We start from the raw sequence: 19,777 nt of genomic DNA on the forward strand, positions 1-19,777 counted from the left end.
CTGATCTTAGATCCTAGAGCTCGTCCTCGACCGCACGGACCAGATAGGGCGCCAGCGTCATCGAGAAGGTCGCGGTGATGTGGCTCCGGTCGCGATAGGCCTGCACGTGGCCGACCACCAGGGGACACCGGTCCTCGTCGCAGTAGGCCGCAGAGAGGTCTATCAGGGAAGCGCCCGGCCCAGCCAGGCGGACCGCCTCGGCGAGCGGGTCAGAGGTGGCGTACGCCTCCTGGCGGGTCATCTCGCACGCGCCGGCGTCCGCGAGCGTCTCGATCTCGTCGAGACAGGTCGCCGCCTCGGGGGTGAGGTACGGGTTGTCGGCGAGCGCGACGATCTTCGTGCCCCGCTCGAGGATCGGCTTCCAGGCCTGGGCGAGCTGGTCGGCGACCGGGTCCGGCTCGCCGGCCGCGAGGTTCGGATTGCGGCGTTGGGTGACCAGCACGACGTCGTACGCCTCCTGGTCGAGCTGCTCGATCAGCGCCTCGCGGTAGGCGCGGCGCGGGTCACCCGCGGTGGCCGGGAGCAGCCCTCCGCCGTTGGCGACCAACGTGTCGACCGACCATCCTGAGCTCTCGGCGACCCGGGTCAGGCCGGGGATCAGCGAAGCACCGTGCGAGTCACCGACCAGCGCGACCCGGAGCGCATCCGGGTCGTCGGAGCCGAGGTGGCAGACCTTGGGGCGGGCGTCGGCGGCGTACGTCTTGATCTCGGGGAGATAGCAACGGTAGGCCCGGCCGGTGTCATCCTTGCGGGCGATCGGCGCAGGGAGAAGTACGCCGTCGAGCTCCGGGTTCCGGCACCCCTCCATCAGGGCGGCGGCGCCGAAGCACTCGGTGTCTCCCGATGCGAGCGCCTCAGCCTGGCCGCGACTCTCCTCGACCAGGTTGCGTCCATGCAGGATCCCCGGGACCGCGGCGGCGACGACCAGGGCCGCTCCGAGCACCCCGAAGAGGAAGGCCCGCGGGGTGCTCCCCAGGATCGGTCCGGTGCGGAACGGCGTCTCCACGAACCGGTAGGTCAGGGCCGCGAGGCCGATGGTGACCAGGAGGATCAGCGGCTCGCGGAGCCAGGTGCCGAGCACGGGGCCGGTCTCGGGGAGCACGACCACGAGCGGCCAGTGCCACAGATAGAGCGAGTAGGAGATCGTCCCGATCCACTGCACGACCGGATGGCCGACGACCCGAAGCCCGAGGCCGCGTGGCGCGCCCGCCCAGATGACCAGCGCGGTGCCGACGACCGGCAGCAGCGCCACCCAGCCAGGGAACGGCAGCGAGTCGTTGAAGAGCAGCAGCGCGCCGAGCACCCCGAGCCAGCCGGCCACTGCTGCGTACGGCGCCCAGCGCCCGGGAACGCGCTTGAAGGAGAGCGGCAGCACAGCGATGAGACCGCCGACCGCGAACTCCCAGGCGCGCGCGTAGGTGACGAAGTAGGAGTCGGCGCCGTCCGCCGCGGTGACATAGACCGAGGCCACGAAGCTGACCACGAAGACGGCGAGGAAGACCGCCCGGATCGCCGTCAGCCGCACCGTGGGCCGTCGCCGGGTCAGGAGCGCAACCGCGGCGATCAGCAGCGGCCAGATGAAGTAGAACTGCTCCTCGACCGAGAGGGACCAGTAGTGCTGCACTGGCGATGGCGGGTCCTCGGCGGCGAGGTAGTCGACCGCCGCCCAGGACAGCTGCCAGTTCTCCACGTAGAACGCGGCCGCGACCGTCTCTCGCAGGAACTGCTGCCACAGCGCCTCCGGCACCAGGACGTACGTCGCCCCCGCACTACACACGAGCACCAGCAGCGCCGCGGGGAGCAGCCGCCGGATCCGGCGGGCCCAGAATGTGCCCAGCCGCACCCCGCCGGGCTTGGCGGCCTCGCGCACCAGGTGGGAGGTGATCAGGAAGCCCGAGATCACGAAGAAGACGTCGACGCCTGCGTAGCCGCCCCGGATCGCCCCCGGCCAGAGGTGGAAGAGCACAACTCCCAGCACCGCGGCCGTACGCAGGGCCTGGATCTCCAGCCGCTTGTCCCGCACCGGCTGCCCGGTCTGCGCGGGCTGCCCGTCCGTGGCGGGCGCGACCGCGACAGCGGTCACCTGCGCACCCGGCGGACGATCCCGCCCGCCACCCGGCGGGCCTTGCGGACGCCGCGCTCGCCGAAGCTCAGCGGGATCTCGATCCCGTGGCGCGGGCGACCGTCGAGCTGGACGATCTGCGCCCCCTCGCCGATCCGCTCGCCGATGACGTCCTCGTGGATGATCACCGGCCCGGCGAACTCGCCCAGCGCGTCGCGGCCCTCGAACCGCATCCGCCAGCGACCACCCGAGAGCGCGGCGGTCGGCAGCGCGACCTCGAGGCTGCCGGAGGCGAGCTCGGTGGCGTCGTAGTCCAGCGTCCGGCGCCGGCGGTCGTGGAGAAACACGACGCGGAGCCTAGCGGGCCCGACCATCGTATGGGCCAGGTGGAGGCGCGCGCGGCCGTCGACGAGCGAGAGCGAGGTCGCGGTCACCGGGTCGGTGGCGCCGGAGACCACCCGGCGCAGCAGCTCGGGGCCGTCCTCGAGGGCGGCCATGATGCGGGCGAGCCGCCAGCCCGGCGCCGCGCCCGCCTCCCCCGCTTCGCCGGTCTCGCCCGTCACGACCGCCTCGGCGACCGCGGTGAACAGGTCACGGTGCTTGAGCACCAGGTCGGCGAGGTCGTCCCCGACGAGCGTCTCGTCGCCCAGCGAGATCGTCGCGACGGCGTTGACCAGCGGCCGCTGGAGCGTACGCAGCGGCACCACGCCGCTGTCGGCGACCAGCTGCAGCGTCTCCAGGATGTCGGCGACCGTCCGATCGCCCCAGCGGACGTCGTCACCGATCAGCCGGGCGGCGGTCGCCCACTGGCCCGACTCGACCAGGCGCCAACCCCACCGCTTGTCGCGCTCCAGGTCGTCGACCAGGTCGTCGATGCCGGCGTCGCCGAAGAGGGCGATCAGCTCGGCGATCAGCGCCCGCGCCGGCTCCAGCGCCACCGGATCGATCACGGACATGCCACGCAACGCGCGGACGATCGCCATCCAGCCGTCGGCGTCGAAGATCAGCGAGGCATACTCCGCGCGCACATCCGGGTCGCCGAGCGCGACGATCCGGCGGGCACAGCGCAGCTCCTGCTCCAGGTAGCTGATGATCCCCGCCGGCGAGTGCGACTTCGCCGTCATCGACCCCGGTCCGGGCCGGTCGCGATAGACGTAGACCGTATCGGTCACGATGTCGAAGCGGGCCGTGGTCAGTGCGTGCACCATCGGCTCGATGTCGTTGGACCGCGAGGCGTCGGGGAACGAGATCTGGGCCGTGTCCCAGAAGTCGCGCCGGAAGACCCGGTTCCAGCAGGCCCGGTTGCGCAGGGCCGACGGCGCGTCGGCCAGCCTCACCAGGGTGCGCTCCTCGTCGAACGCCGGCCACGCCCGCACCGGCCACCAGACCCGGTCGCTGAAGAGCTTGAAGAACCGGCCGACGACCATGTCCGAGCCGGTCTCCTGCGTCTTGCACAGCATCGCGGCGTACGCCCCGCGGGGCACCAGGTCGTCGCCGTCCGCGAACGCGAGGAAGCGGCCCCGCGCCAGCGAGACACCGTGGTTGCGCGCCTGTCCCCCGCCCTTTCCGGGCGAGCGGACCACCTTCAGGCGCGGGTCGCGGGCGGCGTACGCCTCGGCGATCTCGAACGTCTCGTCGCTCGAGGCGTCATCGACGACGATGACCTCCATGTCGACCGGATCGGCAGGCGTGGACTGGTCCTCGAGGATGGAGGAGAGAAGCTCGCCGACCCACAGGCCGACATCGTGCGTCGGGACGACGACGGAGAGCTCAGGTGTGGTCATCGGGCTGCACTCTCCAGGTCGCCGGCCAGATCGCTTGCCAGCCCATCAAGCAGCCGCAGGTAGTCGCGCGACATGTCATAGGGCGTGTACGCACGGGTGAACTCCTGAGCAGCCCGGTGCCGCGACTCCTGCCCGACCAGGGCCTCCAGGATCGCCGCCGCTAGCGCCACCGGCTCATCAGGCTCCGGCGCGTACGTCACCACCCACGGCTGATTGGCGAACTGCCGCGCGACGGGCGTGTCCGCCGGGATCAGGGCGGTGCGGCCGAAGGTGCCGGCGGCCAGCAGCGATCCGGAGTTGAGGATGCGCCGGTACGGCAGCGCCACGACGTCGCTGGCCCGCATCCAGTCGGAGAAGTCGGCCGTCTCGACGAACCCGAGCCGCTTGACGATGTTGGGTGCCGAGAGCATCTCCTCGACCGTCTCCACGTCGGAGACGGGCACCACCTTGCCGGCCACGACGAAGGTCAGGTCGGGCACCTCCTCGGCCGCGATCTCCACCGCCCGGCAGAGCACGTCGAGGCCCTTGTACGCCCGGATCTGACCGATGAAGCCAACCGTCGGCACCCCCTGCGGGACCCCGATGCGTTCGCGCGAGGCGGCGTCGTCACCGCCGTCGGGGTAGACGCCGAGGTAGGACGAGTGCGGCAGGTCGACGACCTTGTCCGGCGGGAGCGCGTAGTACGCCGCGGTCTCCTCGACGGTCGCCGGGTTGAGCTGGATGATCCGGGTCGCGTAGCTCGCCAGCGCCTTGGCGACCGCGAGCTCGACATCGACGTAGTCGGCCTCGTGGGCGATCGAGTTGTGCACCGTCCACAGCACCTCGGCGCCACGGTCGCGCAGGCCGCTCAGCACGTCCTCGAACCGGGCGGCGCTGGCCCACGCGTCCTCGCGGCTCTCGCAGCCGGCGGTCACCGGCGAGGTCCAGTGGACGTGGAGCACGTCTCCCCGCCCCATGTGCTCCACCCGCGCCTCGAGCCGGTGCAGCCCCTGCACTCCCTCGACGACGTCCCAGCCCGCCGCCCGCGGTGCCACGGTGAGCATCGTGAGGTAGGGGTTGCTCCGGTAGTAGGGGAACGACAGCAGGGTCGAAGGCATGTGGGGGGTCCTCAAAGTACTTAACCGTGACGATCCCCCGAACGCCGAGACCACGTCTCGCCGGTGCCCCGGTTGGCCGGTGACCGGAGGATTCTAGGCAGGCAAAAGAACCCACTTTGACCACTCAGAAGGCTTCCCCGCATGCCTTCATCACGGGTTCATCGATGGTTCATCGAACCCACCCCCGCTGGTGGTCAAGCCTCTCGAGAACCCGTCACCCAGCGCCGTCTCTCGCCTTCACCCAGTCGTCGTACGGCACCGGGTCGGCGTCGTTCTCCGCCTGGCCGACGATGCTCTCGGTGAACCAGGTCCGTAGCGACACCATCTCCGGTGTGGAGCGCAGGGTGAGCAGCTGGTGGGTCTCGCTGACCTCGTCGGCCAGGTTGTCGGCGGCCAGCAGCTCACGCAGCATCGGGGCCATCTCACGGGGAAGGGTCATCTCGATGTCGACGTACGCCAGCCCCGCCGCGGCCGCGTCCATAGCGGTCCGACGACCCATGTGGCGTGCGAAGGCCGGCCGGGTCACCAGCCGCTCGATGAGCTGGCCGAGCTCACGCGGAGGGGTCGGGCCGTCGTCGGAGTCGATGAGCTGGAGCTCACGGACCAGGTCGTCGAGACGCTGGTCGATCTGGAGCCCGAGATACACCGGGCACCGGGGCAGCTGGACGGTGACCCAATGCGAGGGCAGGACCACCGGCTCCGGCATCCCCTGCTCGCCGTACCCCACGATGGGAGGTCGTACGTCGTGTTCGACGCCGTCACCGACGAGGTCTGCCCAGATACGCCGGCCGTCGCCGCGCTCCTCGATCCCCCATGACTTCGCCAGCACCGACACGATCGCCAGCCCGCGCCCGGTGGTGCCCTGGCTCTCGACGGAAGGCGGGGCGACGGCGGGGAGCGGGATCAGCGCGCCGTCGTCCTCGACACTGAGCCGTACGCCCGGCTCGAGGTCGCTCATCCGAACCTGCATGTAGGGGCTGCCGCTGTGGAGGGCGGAGTTCGCCGCCATCTCGGTGATACACAGGGCGGCATCGTCGACGAGATGCTCGCGACCCCACTCCCGGAGCCCGTCGCTCACGAACCGGCGCGCACCTGGCACGCTGGCGGCCTCGGCGGCGAGGCGCACCCGCAGCTCAGGACGGCCTCTGTCGGGCACAGAGATCATGGGTCCAGTCTGCCCCGCGTCTCGCCCGCCCGTGACCGAACGCGGCAGGCCGGTCAGTCAGCGGTGATGGAGCGCCGGGCCCGGTGCCGGCGGACCGCAGCCCGGTTGGCGCAGCGGACCGAGCAGTAGCGCTGCCGTCCGTTGCGGGTGACGTCCACGACCACGGCGGAGCAAGGGTCCCCCTCCACCCTCCCCGCTTCGCACCGACCCAGCCGATGGATGCCCCGAGTGGTCAGGTGCAGCGCCGTACCCACGCTGATCACCGCGCGCAGCACGTCGGAAAGCGAGTCGTTGGCGTCGTCGCGGAAGTGGAGATGCCACCCTTCCTGGTCGTGGTCGGTCAGCCTCGGATATGCGGTCGCCTGCGCCATCAGATCGTTGAGCAATCTCGCCCGTTCCGCGGGCTCCGGCGCATCGACGACGCGAAGCCACTCATCGATCACCCGCCGGGTGCGCGCGTGGTCGTCCGGAGACTCGGCGAAGTCCATCGTCATCCCGAACTCCCGGGTCCGAGCCTCGATGCCGACCCGGTCCGCAGGCCAGTCGTCGGCGAGCGAAGCAGCCAGGAGCACGGCGTACTCGCCGTAAGGGTTGAGATGCATAAGACCATTACAACAGAGTGGCGACCATGACCGACAGCGCAACAGAGGAGTCCCGGCGCGTGGGCGCCACCCACGACCACGGCTGGCTCACCGAGTCCAGCCATCAGACCTCGGAGGGCCTCGTCCTCTATGTGCGCTGCGCGCGGTGCGGCGTACGTCGCGTCGACCTCATGCCTCATCCGCTCCTACCGCCGCGGGCGCTGAGCCGCGAGCAGCGGTGAGCGGAGAGCGTCACTTCACCGCGCCCAGGTCCTGATGCCCGCGCGCAGTCCGACCGGTCAGGGACGGAAGGTCGTGCGGTACTGCGTCGGGGTGTGACCGGTCAGGTCGCGGAAGCCGGCGTTGAACGCTGACAGCGAGGTGTACCCGATGCTGTGCGCGATGGTCGCGACGGAGTCCTCACCGGCAGCAAGTTCTTCGATCGCGCGCACCACCCGCATCCGCCGCAACACCGCAGTCCAGGTCATCCCGCACTCGGTCTCGAACCGGCGGGCCAGCGACCGCGGCGCCAGTCCCACGTCGCGGGCGATGTCCTCGAACCGGACGTCCTCGGCCAGCCGGTCGTTGGTCACGGCCAACGCCCGACGCAGCTCCGGTGACCGGCCGGCGGGCACCTTGACGGGGCTGGGATTCTGCGCCAGCCGCCACGCCACCGCAGCCAGCGCGCCGAACATGCTGCGTGCATACGATGACAGCGGCTCGGCAGCGTCGGGCCAATCGACGCATTCCGACACCAGGGCCCGGCCCAAGGGGCTGAGGTCGAACACGGTCAGCGGCGCGGGCGGCGGCGAGGTAAAGCCGACGTCGAACAGCACGGAGGACGTCTTCACCGGTTGCGGGATGGCGACCGAGATCGGCTCGTCCGCAGCAATGAGCGCGGCCCGTGCAGGAGGCAGCACCCACGAGCTGCCGTGCGCCTCCAGCCGCAAGGCGCCCCGGGAGGCACAGAGCAGATAGTGCCGGTCGACGCGAAGCTCGGCTGCCGGTGCTGCCGCGAAGTCCCGCACGAACGCGTACGCCTCGCGTGTCAAGAACGGCCTCGCACACGCTCACCCTAGACCACGATGCCGGTCAGACGGTCTCGAGAAGAGTGGCCCGAAACCGGCGACTCACCGGAGGCGCGGAAAGCAACGGACGGATCACCGTGCCGGATCGATCGAACACATCAGTGGCGAGGTAGTCGGCGAAGGACGACTCGTCGTCCCATTCGTGGATGACGACCACGCCCTCCTCGTCGTCGCGAGCGGCATACACCCTGAACTCGAGGTTGCCCGGCATGGCACGGATCTCCTCGCGCTCGTTGTCGAGATGGGCAAGGACAACGGCCCGGTCGATGGGTGCGGTGCGCAGGTCGAGTACGGCGATGAACATTGAAAACTCCTGACAGTCGAGCCGGCGTTGGTGCCGGTCCTCGCAATCCTTCACCGCCGGACAGGGAGCCGGCTCGCGTCAGCCAGACACGTTCTTGCTCGCAGCGGACAGCCGCAACGCTCGGCTTGATGCTGTTGACCTCGGGTGCCCGAGCTTCCAGATGAACCAATGCCGTTGGCAGCAATCAAGACGCGCGCGCCGTTTCAGGCTGCGCACCGTTGGTCGACTTCCGATCCGTGACACGCGTCGTCGCCGGCCACATGACTATGGCGGCAAGGACGAGGAGCGCGCCAGCGGGAGCTTCAGTCCAGGGGGCTGTGTCGTGGGAGACATAGCCCGCAGCGATTGGACCAACGAGGAAGTATGTCGGCAGCACAGTCGTCGCGGCGATCAGCAGCGCTGTCACCACCATGCTCGCGGGCCGCGCTGTGGACGGCCGGTCTTCGGAAGCCTCGGGCCGTCCAGTCGGGATGTACCCACCCGCTGCGATCGCGGTAGCAATGATCAGCGCGGTGGGCCACAGCACGTTAACGACAATGAGCGCCGTCAGGTAGAAGCCCGGAACGGTGACCGGCCTGCCCGCGATCCCAGATGCCAAGACCAGCACGCCGATGCCGGCGAGCATGGCAGCCGGGATGACGGCGAGCGGCCACAGGATGAGGCGACGAAAGGCGGGCATCAGCAGAAACGGCAGTGCGAACGCCGCGACGGCCAGCAACAGGACCGAGAGCCCGTAGAGCTCAGCCGCATCCCCGATCGGTTGCCACGGGCTGGCCGGCAACTGGTAGTCGTAGAGGTGGTCCTGCCGCTTGAGGCAGGCAGGTTCGTCGAAGCCGCCACGCGGGCACACCCCGGACCAGCGTTGCCACGCTGCCAGGTAGGCAAGACCTCCTGACCCGGCGAGTGCGGCCGAGGTGAGCGCGCGTGCGCCGCGGTGTCCCGGTCTCATGCGCTCACCGAAGCATGCCAGTCAGCCGTTTGAGGTCGGTGCAGCCGTGCCCTCCTCGATGTTGAGGACGGTCTCGCAGTCGCCGCTGGTCGGCCCTTCAGGATCAAGCGTCGTACTCGCTCGCCGCTCGTGGCTCGACGAGCGGGAACACTCAGGCGGGCTGGGCGTCGCGGAGGCGCTGCGAGATGACGGTGGTGACGCCGTCGCCGCGCATGGTGACGCCGTAGAGGGCGTCGCCGACCTCCATGGTGCGCTTCTGGTGGGTGATGACGAGCAGCTGCGAGGACTCGCGCAGCTCCTCGTAGATCTCCAGGAGGCGGCCGAGGTTGGTGTCGTCGAGCGCGGCCTCGACCTCGTCGAGGATGTAGAACGGCGAGGGGCGCGCCTTGAAGAGCGAGACCAGGAACGCGACGGCCACCAGCGACCGCTCGCCACCGGAGAGCAGCGAGAGCCGCTTGACCTTCTTGCCCGGCGGCCGGGCCTCGACCTCGATGCCGGTGGTGAGCATGTTCTCGGGATCAGTGAGGACCAGGCGACCTTCACCGCCCGGGAAGAGCCGCGCGAAGACGTGGTCGAAGGCGACACGTACGTCCTCCCAGGCCTCGGTGAAGACCTGCTCGACGCGGTTGTCGACCTCCTTGACGATGTCGAGGAGGTCCTTGCGGGTCTGCTTGAGGTCCTCGAGCTGCTCGGTGAGGAACTTGTGGCGCTCCTCCATGGCAGCGAACTCCTCGAGGGCGAGGGGGTTGACCTTGCCCAGCGCACGCAGGTTCTTCTCGGCGATCTTGAGCCGCTTGGCCTGCTCGGCGCGGACGTAGGCGATCGGCTCGCGCTCGTTGCCGTCCTCGTCGGGGTGCTGCGGGACCAGCTGGTCGGGTCCGTAGTCCTTCACGATCGCCTCGGCGTCGAGGCCGAGCTCCTCGAGGATCCGCTCCTCGAGCTGCTCGATCCGCATCCGCTGCTGGGCACGGGCCATCTCGTCGCGGTGGACGGAGTTGACCAGCTCCTCGAGCTCCTTGCCGAGGTTGCGCAGCAGCGAGCGGCACTCGCGCAGCGCCTGCTCGCGTCCGGCGCGGGACTCCTCGATCTCGGTGCGGGCGCGAGCGGCCTGCTGCACCGAGGCCTCGAGACGGTCCAGCGCGTACGCCACCGCGGTGCCGACAGCTCGCGCGGCTTCGCCCTCGCGGCGCATCTGCTCACGGCGGGCGGCCGCCTTGGCGCGCTGCTCGCGCTCCTGACGAGCGGCGCGGAGCAGCCCCTCGGCACGGCCGGCCAGCGCGCGGGCGCGCTCCTCGGAGGTACGCAGCGCCAACCGTGCGTCCATCTCGCGCTGTCGCGCGTCGCGGGCCGCCTGGGCCAACCCGTCGCGGGCGCTGACGTCGGGCTCGTCCTCGGGGTCCTCCTCGGCCATCGCGAGGCGCTCCTCGAGCTCGGCGAGCCCGGCGACGGCGTTCTCACGCGCTTCCTGCGCCTGTTCGACGGCGGCCAGCAGCCGCTCGGCCTCACCGCGTGCCGCGCGTGACTGCGCACCGAACTGGCCGAGCTCCTCGGCCACGGCGGCCAGGGTCGCGTCGGACTCGTGCAGCTTGGCCAGGGCGACGTCGACCCGCTTCTGCGCGGCCAGCCGCTCGGCCTCGAGCCGGGATGTCTCGAAGGTGGCGCGCTCTGAGACCGCGTGGGCCTCGGCGAGCTGGGCGGTGGCCTCGTCGACCGCGGCCTGCACCTCGATCAGGCTGGGTACGCTGGAGGAGCCGCCGGAGGCGAAATGGGCGCCGATCAGGTCGCCCTCGCGGGTCACCGCGGTGATCTCGGGGTTCTCCGCCGCGAGCGCCCGGGCCGTGGCGAGGTCCTCGACCACCGCGACCTTGTCGAGCAGCCGCGCCACCGCGGGCCGCAGCACCGGCTGGCACTCGACCACATCCAGCGCGTACTCGGCTCCGGCGGGCAGCGCCGGCCAGCCGCCGGTCTCCTCGGGTGAGCCGCCCAGAAGGAGCCCGGCCCGGCCGAGGTCCTCGGTCTTGAGGTGCTCGATCGCGCCGACGGCACGCTCGGCGGACTCGACGACGACCGCGTCCGACGCGGTCCCGAGCGCCGCGGCGACCGCGGCCTCGTAGCCGGAGCGGACCGCCAGGAGCGAGGCGACCGACCCCAGCACACCCGGAAGGTCGGAGCCGAGCAGCGCCCCGGCACCGTCCTTGCGGTTCAGCCCCATCTCCAGCGCGTCCTTGCGGGCGGCCAGGGTGGAGCGGTCACGGTCGGCCTGCTGGGCCTCGGCCTGCAGCTTGGCCAGTCGCTCCTCGATGTCCTCGAGCGCTGCGGCAGCGGCCTCGTGCTCGGCGTCGAGGCCCTCCTCCCCCGCGTCCAGCCCGGCGACCTTGGTCTCCAGAGCGGTGAAGTCGCGCTGTGCCCGCTCGGCGCGCGCCAGCGCCTCCTCGCGAGCGGCGGTCAGGCGGCCGACCTCGTCATCTGCGGCAGCGGCCCGCGACTTGAGCGCGTTGACCTGACCGGTCAACCGGGCCAGCCCCTCGCGACGGTCGGCGGCGGCGCGCTCGAGCCCCTTGACCCGACGCTCCTCCTCGGCGGCGGCATCCTCCGCTTCCTTGCGAGACTCGACGGCCTCCTCGAGGGAGTAGCGAAGCTCCTCGACCTCGGCGTCGGCGGTCTCCTCCTGCTCGCGCGCCACCTCGGACTGGGCCTCGAGCTCCTCGGGATCGCGCCCCTGACGCACCTCCAGGTCCTCGGAACCGGCCGCGTTGCGCACCCGCTCGAAGGCCAGCGACTGGGTGCCGCGCAGCCGTTCGCGCAGCGAGTTCAGCGCGAACCAGGTCTCCTGGGCGGCGGCCAGCGCCGGCAGGTCCTCGCGCAGCGCCGCCTCGAGCACGGCTTCCTGCTCGCGTCCCTCCGTGATGGTCTCCTCGACCTCGGCACGCCGGGCCAACAGCGCACCCTCGTCGGCGAGCTCCTTGTCGAGCTCGGTCTTGGCGGTGACCAGGTCGTCGGCGTAGATCCGGGCCTTGGCGTCGCGTACGTCCATCTGCACCGTCTGCGCCTGCCGGGCGACCTCCGCCTGGCGGCCGAGCGGCTTGAGCTGGCGGCGGATCTCGACGAGCAGGTCCTGGAGCCGGTCCAGGTTGACCTGCGTGGAGTCGAGCTTGCGCAGCGCCTTCTCCTTGCGCTTGCGGTGCTTGAGGACGCCGGCGGCCTCCTCGATGAAGCCGCGGCGGTCCTCGGGGGTCGCGCGCAGGATCGTGTCGAGCTGGCCCTGGCCGACGATGACGTGCATCTCGCGGCCGATGCCGGAGTCCGACAGCAGGTCCTGGACGTCGAGCAGCCGGCACGGGCTGCCGTTGATGGCGTACTCCGAGCCGCCGTTGCGGAACATCGTGCGCGAGATGGTGACCTCGGCGTACTCGATCGGCAGCGCGCCGTCGGTGTTGTCGATCGTCAGCGAGACCTCGGCGCGGCCCAGCGGGGCGCGGCCGGCCGTACCGGCGAAGATGACGTCCTCCATCTTGCCGCCGCGCAAGCTCTTGGCGCCCTGCTCGCCCATGACCCAGGCGAGCGCGTCGACGACGTTGGACTTGCCCGAGCCGTTGGGGCCGACGATGCAGGTGATCCCCGGTTCGAGCTCGAGGGTCGTCGCGGAGGCGAACGACTTGAAACCCTTCAGCGTCAGACGCTTGAGGTACATCGGCTTCTCCCCCGGCTCAGGACCACGTGGTCGTACACAGTTCGCAACACATCAGCGTGGCTGAGGTGAGCCAGCAAATCTAATCGCCGCTGCTCAGGGGAACCCCAGCGGGTCGAGGATAACCCGCCGGGTCTGTCGATCTGGGGACCTCGGCCCCCACGGCAGTCGGAGTCAGAGTCCCAGCACCTGCTTCACCTGGGCCCGCAGCTCTCGCAGGTGGGCGTCCGCGGCCGTACGCAGACCGGCGACTGCCTCGGGGTCCGGGATGACGCGCTCGGTGAACCGCTCGGCCAGGTCGGGGGCGTCGAAGGCGGAGACGTTGGCCTCCAGCCCGATGCGCAACATGTAGTTGCGGTTCTTGTTGGTCGCGATCATCACGATCGACGGCACGCCGTACATCGTGGCCACCACCGAGCCGTGGAACTTCATGCTCGCGAACGCGGTGCACTCCCCGATCGCCCGGGTGAGCTCGTCGAGGTCCTCGGTGTAGACGACCTCCTTGCCCGGGATGTCGAGGTCGTCGGCGTTGGCCACGTCGCGGCGACCGACCTCCATCGTGCCGAGGATGAGGTGACGTACGCGCCACCCCTCCGCGATCGCCTTGCCGGCCATCTCCTCGACGCGTGAGTAGTCGTCAGGCTCGTCCAGGTTGGGCCGGTAGCGGGTGACCACGCCGAGGATCGGCGCCCCCTCGGGCTTGGTCGCCGGGGGAAGGTCCAGCGAGCAGACCATGTCAGGAGCGACCTTGATGTCGAGGTCGGCGGAGATGTTCTCGAGGATCCAGTCGGCGGTCGGCTGGTCGCGGACGCCGATGAACTTCACGTTCGGGTGCTCGAGGAACTTCTTGTGCCTCTCGATGATGTGGGGCTTGATCTCGGTGTTGCGGTAGATCGGCACTCCGACTCCGACCACGAAGACGGGCTTGGCCAGCATCTTGTGGTTGAAGTAGCGCGGGTCCGCCTGCCACGACTGCAGGATGTCGCCGCCCCCGATGAGGATGGCGTCCACCTCGTCGACGATCTCGGGCAGCGGCCGGTCGTAGTAGGGCTTGGTCATGTTGTCGGCCAGCACCCGCAGCTCGAACTCCTCGCCGAAGTACTGCTCGTAGACCGACAGGAACAGCTCGTCGCCGTAGTTTCCCGCCCCGAAGAACCCGGCGAGCCCGATGACCGGCTTGCGGCCCCTTCGCTCACGGCGGGCCAGCGCCGCCCTGATCTGCTCCTTGAGCGGGTCGGGAAGGCGGCGAGCCGCGGACCGCAGGACCGGGTGATGGCGCAACGAGGACAACGGAGAGCTCCTGGGGGATCACGAAACGGGCCGCCGACGGCGGCGAACCGCGCGAGCGTAGCGACGCCGGGTTGTCCCCGACGCCCATCGGCCGAACCCGAGGTGAACGCTCGGCGACCATCTACCCTCGGTGGTCGAGCTTGTCGAGACCCCGAAGAGGTCGAAACCGACCCTGAGTTACAGAGTCGGTTCCCCCTGAACGAAGCTAGCCGTGAAACACGGAATAGCTCTCGCTCGTGGTGTCTTGCAGAGTTGCCCGCAGGTCAGGCGGGCTGCATCTCCTGCATCGAGGTGTCCAGGTCTGCGGTGTGAGCCGCGACCAGAGCGTCGTTCTCCGTCTTCAGAGTGAGAACGAGATCCTCGAGCTCACGCACACGCGCACGCAACCGAGCATTCTCGGCGGTGAGGTGGGCGGGAGTCCGCAGGTCGCTGCTCATGTAACCGATCAGCGCCTTCGCCATGAATACGTTTCCTTCGTTGGAATCACTAGAAGTTCCCGCGATACCGGGCCGTCTACAAGAGTGACACCGTTATCGACAAGCGTCAACGTCACGCGTCCAAAGCCGGGACCTCCGACCATGCATTCACCGCGAATACGGCCGAAATTTGAGTGGATCGCACTCAACTTCGGCTGATTTCCGCATCAGCCGCGGCGTCGGCGCTCCCGCAGCTGCATGAGCTCCTTCTTCTCCTTGCTGGTCAGGGAGTCGGCCCCCTCGGCGTGGATCTTGTCGAGGAGCTCGTCCATCCGCTGGTCGTCCTTGGAGACGGTCGAGGACTCCCAGGGACCGGTGACCACGGTCGGGCCCGACTTACGCTTCTTGGCCTTGGCGGGCTTCGCGGGCTTCGGCTGGCCGGGGCCGCCGGCCACCTGCAGGATCCAGGGGAACCGGTCGAGCAGCCCGAACTGACGCGCCACGAAGGCGTTGACGAAGAGGCCGACGACGAAGACCAGCAGCATCACCCAGCTGCGGTAGCCGAGGTACTGGATCAGCTGGATGCCGACGAGGATCACGCCGAAGAGCCAGGCCGGGATGTTGAACATGAACATCCGGTCGGGCCACTGCGCGATCCACAGCAGCACCACCATCATCTCGAGCATCCCGAGACCGGCGAGAACGTACGTCGGGTCCAGCACAGCGCCGAAGAGGACAGCTAGGAACGAGAGCACCCCGGTGAACGCCACCAGCAGCCAGGCGAACCGAACCTTGCCGAGCTCGTTGCGCTCGAGGTCGGAGCCGAAGTACCAGAAGAAGAAGATCGCCAGGACGTCGAAGATGCTGAACTGCGGGTAGGCGAACGGCCAGGTGAACAGCGTCCACAGCTTGAGCTCGGCGAGGTTGGGCTGGATCAGAGCCAGCCCGGCCAGCACACCCTGGCCGCCCATCACGGCGAAGAGAATCAGCCCGACGATGCTCGCGAAGACCACGAGCCACGTCGTGGTCACCCCCAATGAACCGATGTGGAACCAAGGCTCGTGGGGGTAACGACCGCCTGGGGTCAACCGGAAACGTTCTCGCACGGGGCCGAGCCTATCCACGCATTGGTTGCCGCGTCAGCAGGGCACTCCCACCGACCTTCTCGATGTTGCCCAGATCTGGGGGCAGCGCCGGATCGTTGCGCCACGGATGCTGCCGAAAGGCCGCCCGCGCGCCGTACCTGTCGATCATCGCGATCAGCGCGACGAGGTCCTCGGCCCGGTCCTGGGCGACCAGCCACGCCATCAGCCGTTGAGCACGTGGGACCGCCGTGTTCTCGAACGGAACCCCGGCGTCGTACCAGAACTCCAGGACGGCGCCGCGCAGCAGCTTCCAGTAGCGGCTCGGGTCCTCGGTGTCGGGGTGGACGGCCGCGCGGAAGTGCTCCCACATGTCGATCGGCAAGACCTCGACGAGCAGGGTCTCCATGAGCTTCGCCGAGCCGGCCGCGCGTACGAGCTCGACGGTCTGGCGCTTGGTGTCGATCCGCTCGACGAGGTTCGCGATCTGCGCACGCCGCTGCGTCGCCGAGGACCGGTCGGAGCGGACCTGCCAGTCGTAGACGATCTCCGTCATGACGTCGAAAGAATCCGCGGCGAGGAACACCTGGGTGAGGGCGACCTGGTCCTGGTAGCGCGTGCGCTCGGGGAAGGCGATCGCGTTCTCCGTCCAGAACGACCGCCGGAAGATCTTGTTCCACACGAAGATGTCGGCGAGCATCAACGGTGCGTCCTCGATCCGGCACCTGAGCCGTTCCTCGGCGTGGTTGCGGCGCATCAGCGGTGTCATGAACCGGCGTTCCACCCCGCCCTCTACCGCGACCCGCTCTGCCGCACCGACCGCGAAGTCCGACCCCGTACGCCGCAGCGACCGCACCATCGCCGACCACGCATCGTGCGGAAGGGTGTCGTCGGGGTCGACGAACGTCAGCAGCTCGCCGGTCGCCACGTCGATCCCGGTGTGGCGCGCTCTCGACACCCCCGAGTTCGGCTGGGTGATGACGGTGATGCAGGACTCCTCCGCGGCAAGTCGCCGCAGGATCTGCGCCGACCCGTCGGTCGAGCCGTCGTCGACGACGATCACCTCGAGCTTCGAGATCTCGCTCCGCGGCTGGTCCAAGATGCTACGCAGGCTCTTCTCGACGTACTCGGCCACGTTGTAGACCGGCACGACCACGCTGAGCGTCGGCCTGCCACGCAGCAGTCCCCTGGCCCGGCGGACCCCGGCCCCGGTCCGATGGCGCCAGTCCGTCATGCCGGTCCGTTCCCCTACGGAGCGCATCCGAGCAGCTCTCACAGCGGGAGGTCCTTCTCTTCGGCGAGCTGCCGATCCCGCTGCTCGTACTCGTTGATCCGGTCGCGGAGCGACCGCTTCAACGCGTTGAGGCCGTAGATCTCCTCGGTCGCCGCCACCAGCGCCGCCACCACCTCTGCCTCCTCGGATGTCCCTGTGGCGGGCCGGAAGACATGGGTCGGAGTGAGGTTGTAGGTGCCTGTCTGGGCGTAGCCCATCCGGCTCATCCATGGGGAGACCTTCTGGTATCCCGCCAGCGTTCCACACTCGACGTACAGGAGAGGGCGATCGCGGGCGATGAGCTCGGCCGCGCCATGAAGCACATCTATCTCGGCCCCTTCGACGTCGATCTTGAGCGCCGCCACGCGGGTCGGAAACTGCTCGTCGTCGAGAGCAACGACCGCGAAGTCGCCCTCGTCGTCGGCGACTGCGACCGACTGCGCCCCCAGATTCGTCGCGTCGAGGTCCGCCAACGTGCCGCGCGCGGACCTGGCGTGGACGCCGACATCGCGGACGACGACACGTTCACCGAGGTCGTTGGCCTCGACGCTGGCGGTGATTCCCTCGACCAGCTCGGGGTTCGGCTCGTACGCGACGACGTGGAGCCCTCCGACCACGGCTAGGTAGAGGGTGTGGTTGCCGATGTTCGCCCCGACATCGACCACGAGGTCGCCCGGCTCGAGAGCAGCGACCATCGCCTCGAGCATCTGTTCCTCATAGGGGCGGCTGGTGCGTACCAGGTTCGACTGGATGTAGTCGGTCTCTGCGTGTGGCACACAGACCGTGTAGCTCCACTCGGCGACCTCGAGCTTCGTCATCTGAGCCGGGGATGTCATGCCGTCAGTCATTCGTCGATCTCTTTCGCAGCGCAAGGATGGACCCCAGCTGGCCTATGGGACTGCGGGGCAGACTCTTTCGACGAGGCGTCACTACAAGTCATCTCGATGTGTTCGAGCGGGCCGAGCCGCTCGGCGAGGTCCTCGCCCACATGCTTCGCCCAACTCGCCGTTACGTGGTTCAGATCCTGGTAGAGGATCGATTCTCCAACGACCAGCGGGCAGCGTCGGTTACACATCAGGTCGACCGTCGGAACGAAACGAGCATCGGTCCCCTCGACTGCACGCCGGGTCAACTGGTTGCGTTCCACCTCGACACCGGCGGCTACGGTCACACACTCCTCAAGCCGGTCGGCCGACGCGAGGCAGTCGGCAGGATCCGGCCGCGAGGGGATATCAGCCAGAACCCGCACATCCGCCGATATCCCCGTCAGCCGATCAACAACGCTCCTCACTCCGGTCTCCCACTGCTCCCCGAGGTCCCTGGGGTCACCTGGATGCGACTTCAGCCCGGCTCTGGTGCCGACGATGATGGTGTCGGGCTGGATCTTCGCCAGCCGCCGCATCGTCCACTCACGGAACGTGTCGCACTCCGCGTCAGGCATTTCGTCGCTGGTCGTGGCAACGTCCCACGTCGGGCACGAGTGTTTGATGATGGCAACGAGCCGTACCCGCTCTCGCTGGGCGATCACATCCAAGGCCGGCAGCCACATGCCTGCGTGCGAGTCGCCGACAACGGCAACGACTCGATCAGCCTTCGCGTCGCCGTAGACGCAGTAGCGCGAAGCCGTTTCCCCGTACGTCGCGGCACACCCATAGCCGCTCCTAGCCCAAACATCGTCGACATCGACAGCCATGCCTGGCGGAACCGGCGCACCCCTGTCGGCAAGCCCCAGGGCCGCGCGAAGCTGCGCACGCAGGGGCGCACTCTCATCGACGGCGTACGCCGCATCGTCGCTCTGGAACCATGCCTCGGCCGCTACCGCACGTTGGTCGGCACGAAACCCGGAGTAGGTCTGCGCGCCGAGTCCTGCGACCAGCGCGATCACCAAGGCGGCCGGCCACAGCACCAGCGTCCGGGGTCCGCCCCTGAACACCGGGAGTCGTCGCTGCAGGAATGGCTGCTCGATCCAGTGGTAGCTCGCCATCGACAGCACGAGCACCAGCACGATCTCACCCAGTGCCACTGACCAGCCACCGCCAGGCAGCAGCTCGGGCACCAGGATGAGCACCGGCCAGTGCCACAGGTACAAAGAGTACGAGAGATCTCCGAGGTACCTCAACGGCGCAACAGAGAGGATCCTGCCCGTCGGTGTTTCCGGACCCGCAACAAGAAGTGCTGCAGCGCCGATCACCGGAACCAGGGCCAGTGCGCCCGGGAACGGAAGGTGTTCGCTGAAGGTGACAGCAGCGAACACCAGCGCGCCGGCACCCAGCAGGCCGAGGACCGCTGCGACATGTCGGTTCAATGGCCCGCGTCGCCTGAGCAAGCAGGCGAGGAGCGCTCCGAGGGCGAGCTCGTGGGCACGCGCGAACGTCGAGAAGTACGAGGTCGCGGGGCTGATTGCTGTGGCGTAGATCGACCAAGCGACGGATGCGACGACAACAGTCGCTGCCATCGTCGCGATCACGGCGGTGGCCGAGGCCCTGGTCGACGACGCCCGGACCAGCAGCACAGCCACGAGCACCGCCAGCGGCCACACCACGTAGAACTGCTCCTCTACCGAAAGAGACCAGTAATGCTGCAGCGGTGACGGCGCCTCGGTGTTGAAGTAGTCGACCGCATCCAGCGCGAAGTGGATATTCGCCATGAAAGCCGCCGACCACACCGAGTCGCCGGCGATGGACTCAGTCCGGTGTTCCGGAAGCAGGAGCGCGCTGGCCACCAGAACCGAGACCATCGTCACCGTCGCGGCCGGGAGGATCCGGAGCGCACGCCGGACGTAGAACCTGGAGATGCTCACGCGACCGTCGCGGTCGATCTCGCGCAGGAGCAGGCCCGTGATCAGGAACCCCGAGATGACGAAGAAGACGTCGACTCCGATGAATCCGCCAGGGGTACCTGGCACCCCGGCGTGACCGGCGATGACGAGGCCCACGGCCAGTGCGCGCAGGCCCTGGATATCGAGCCGTCTGAACGAAGACATGACTAGGTACGGTCC

Annotated in this window: 16 protein-coding genes; 1 reads left to right on the forward strand and 15 read right to left on the reverse strand. The window is 69.0% G+C overall.

Going from position 1 to position 19,777, the window contains the following annotated elements; genetic code table 11:
* Positions 1 to 13 precede the first annotated feature (13 nt).
* The 5 genes from ACFWQC_RS04310 to ACFWQC_RS04330 all read right to left on the reverse strand — a co-directional run bounded on the left by ACFWQC_RS04310 (position 14) and on the right by ACFWQC_RS04330 (position 6,710).
* Positions 14 to 2,083, reverse strand: coding sequence for an acyltransferase family protein (locus ACFWQC_RS04310; RefSeq protein ID WP_378673546.1), 2,070 nt, complete (start codon positions 2,081 to 2,083; stop codon positions 14 to 16).
* Positions 2,080 to 3,846 carry a glycosyltransferase family 2 protein gene (locus ACFWQC_RS04315; protein WP_378673549.1) on the reverse strand — a complete coding sequence of 589 codons (1,767 nt, stop codon included), beginning with the start codon at positions 3,844 to 3,846 and terminating at the stop codon, positions 2,080 to 2,082. Before ACFWQC_RS04315 ends, ACFWQC_RS04310 begins: the two co-directional genes overlap by 4 nt.
* On the reverse strand, positions 3,843 to 4,943 hold the full coding sequence (locus tag ACFWQC_RS04320) for a glycosyltransferase (protein ID WP_378673552.1): 1,101 nt from the start codon (positions 4,941 to 4,943) through the stop codon (positions 3,843 to 3,845). Before ACFWQC_RS04320 ends, ACFWQC_RS04315 begins: the two co-directional genes overlap by 4 nt.
* 214 nt (positions 4,944 to 5,157) lie before the next feature.
* The gene (locus ACFWQC_RS04325; protein ID WP_378673554.1) at positions 5,158 to 6,108 is read right to left on the reverse strand and encodes an ATP-binding protein; all 951 of its coding nucleotides are present in this window, start codon (positions 6,106 to 6,108) and stop codon (positions 5,158 to 5,160) included.
* 53 nt (positions 6,109 to 6,161) lie between these two features.
* Positions 6,162 to 6,710 (reverse strand): CGNR zinc finger domain-containing protein, encoded by a 549-nt coding sequence (locus tag ACFWQC_RS04330; protein ID WP_378673557.1) that lies wholly within the window; start codon positions 6,708 to 6,710, stop codon positions 6,162 to 6,164.
* Between the two features lie 26 nt (positions 6,711 to 6,736).
* Here ACFWQC_RS04330 and ACFWQC_RS04335 point away from each other — a divergent pair, with 26 nt between their 5' ends.
* Entirely contained in the window at positions 6,737 to 6,931 is a 195-nt protein-coding gene (locus ACFWQC_RS04335; RefSeq protein ID WP_378673560.1) for a hypothetical protein, read from the forward strand.
* 57 nt (positions 6,932 to 6,988) lie between these two features.
* Here the strand turns inward: ACFWQC_RS04335 and ACFWQC_RS04340 are convergent, their stop codons facing one another.
* The 10 genes from ACFWQC_RS04340 to ACFWQC_RS04385 form a co-directional block, all read right to left on the reverse strand.
* A complete protein-coding gene (locus tag ACFWQC_RS04340; RefSeq protein WP_378673562.1) occupies positions 6,989 to 7,717 on the reverse strand; it encodes an AraC family transcriptional regulator in 729 nt (242 codons plus the stop codon).
* Between the two features lie 64 nt (positions 7,718 to 7,781).
* A complete protein-coding gene (locus ACFWQC_RS04345) occupies positions 7,782 to 8,081 on the reverse strand; it encodes a putative quinol monooxygenase (RefSeq protein ID WP_378673565.1) in 300 nt (99 codons plus the stop codon).
* Positions 8,082 to 8,265: 184 nt separating this feature from the next.
* Positions 8,266 to 9,030: a hypothetical protein gene (locus ACFWQC_RS04350; RefSeq protein ID WP_378673568.1), complete on the reverse strand. Its 765-nt coding sequence runs from the start codon at positions 9,028 to 9,030 to the stop codon at positions 8,266 to 8,268.
* A 151-nt stretch (positions 9,031 to 9,181) separates the two neighbouring features.
* Complete coding sequence (smc, locus tag ACFWQC_RS04355; protein ID WP_378673571.1) at positions 9,182 to 12,721, reverse strand: chromosome segregation protein SMC; 3,540 nt, start codon at positions 12,719 to 12,721, stop codon at positions 9,182 to 9,184.
* A gap of 171 nt (positions 12,722 to 12,892) precedes the next feature.
* Complete coding sequence (locus ACFWQC_RS04360) at positions 12,893 to 14,008, reverse strand: polysaccharide pyruvyl transferase family protein (protein WP_378673574.1); 1,116 nt, start codon at positions 14,006 to 14,008, stop codon at positions 12,893 to 12,895.
* A 263-nt stretch (positions 14,009 to 14,271) separates the two neighbouring features.
* Complete coding sequence (locus ACFWQC_RS04365) at positions 14,272 to 14,469, reverse strand: hypothetical protein (protein WP_141803713.1); 198 nt, start codon at positions 14,467 to 14,469, stop codon at positions 14,272 to 14,274.
* Between the two features lie 182 nt (positions 14,470 to 14,651).
* On the reverse strand, positions 14,652 to 15,455 hold the full coding sequence (locus tag ACFWQC_RS04370) for a DUF6576 domain-containing protein (protein ID WP_378673578.1): 804 nt from the start codon (positions 15,453 to 15,455) through the stop codon (positions 14,652 to 14,654).
* 85 nt (positions 15,456 to 15,540) lie between these two features.
* On the reverse strand, positions 15,541 to 16,740 hold the full coding sequence (locus tag ACFWQC_RS04375) for a glycosyltransferase family 2 protein (protein WP_378673581.1): 1,200 nt from the start codon (positions 16,738 to 16,740) through the stop codon (positions 15,541 to 15,543).
* A gap of 38 nt (positions 16,741 to 16,778) precedes the next feature.
* Entirely contained in the window at positions 16,779 to 17,627 is an 849-nt protein-coding gene (locus ACFWQC_RS04380; protein WP_378673584.1) for an FkbM family methyltransferase, read from the reverse strand.
* Positions 17,624 to 19,762: an acyltransferase family protein gene (locus tag ACFWQC_RS04385; RefSeq protein WP_378673587.1), complete on the reverse strand. Its 2,139-nt coding sequence runs from the start codon at positions 19,760 to 19,762 to the stop codon at positions 17,624 to 17,626. The genes ACFWQC_RS04380 and ACFWQC_RS04385 overlap by 4 nt, the downstream gene beginning before the upstream one ends.
* Positions 19,763 to 19,777 lie beyond the last annotated feature (15 nt).

Source organism: Nocardioides sp. NPDC058538 (genome assembly GCF_042719275.1).
GTDB lineage: Bacteria > Actinomycetota > Actinomycetes > Propionibacteriales > Nocardioidaceae > Nocardioides.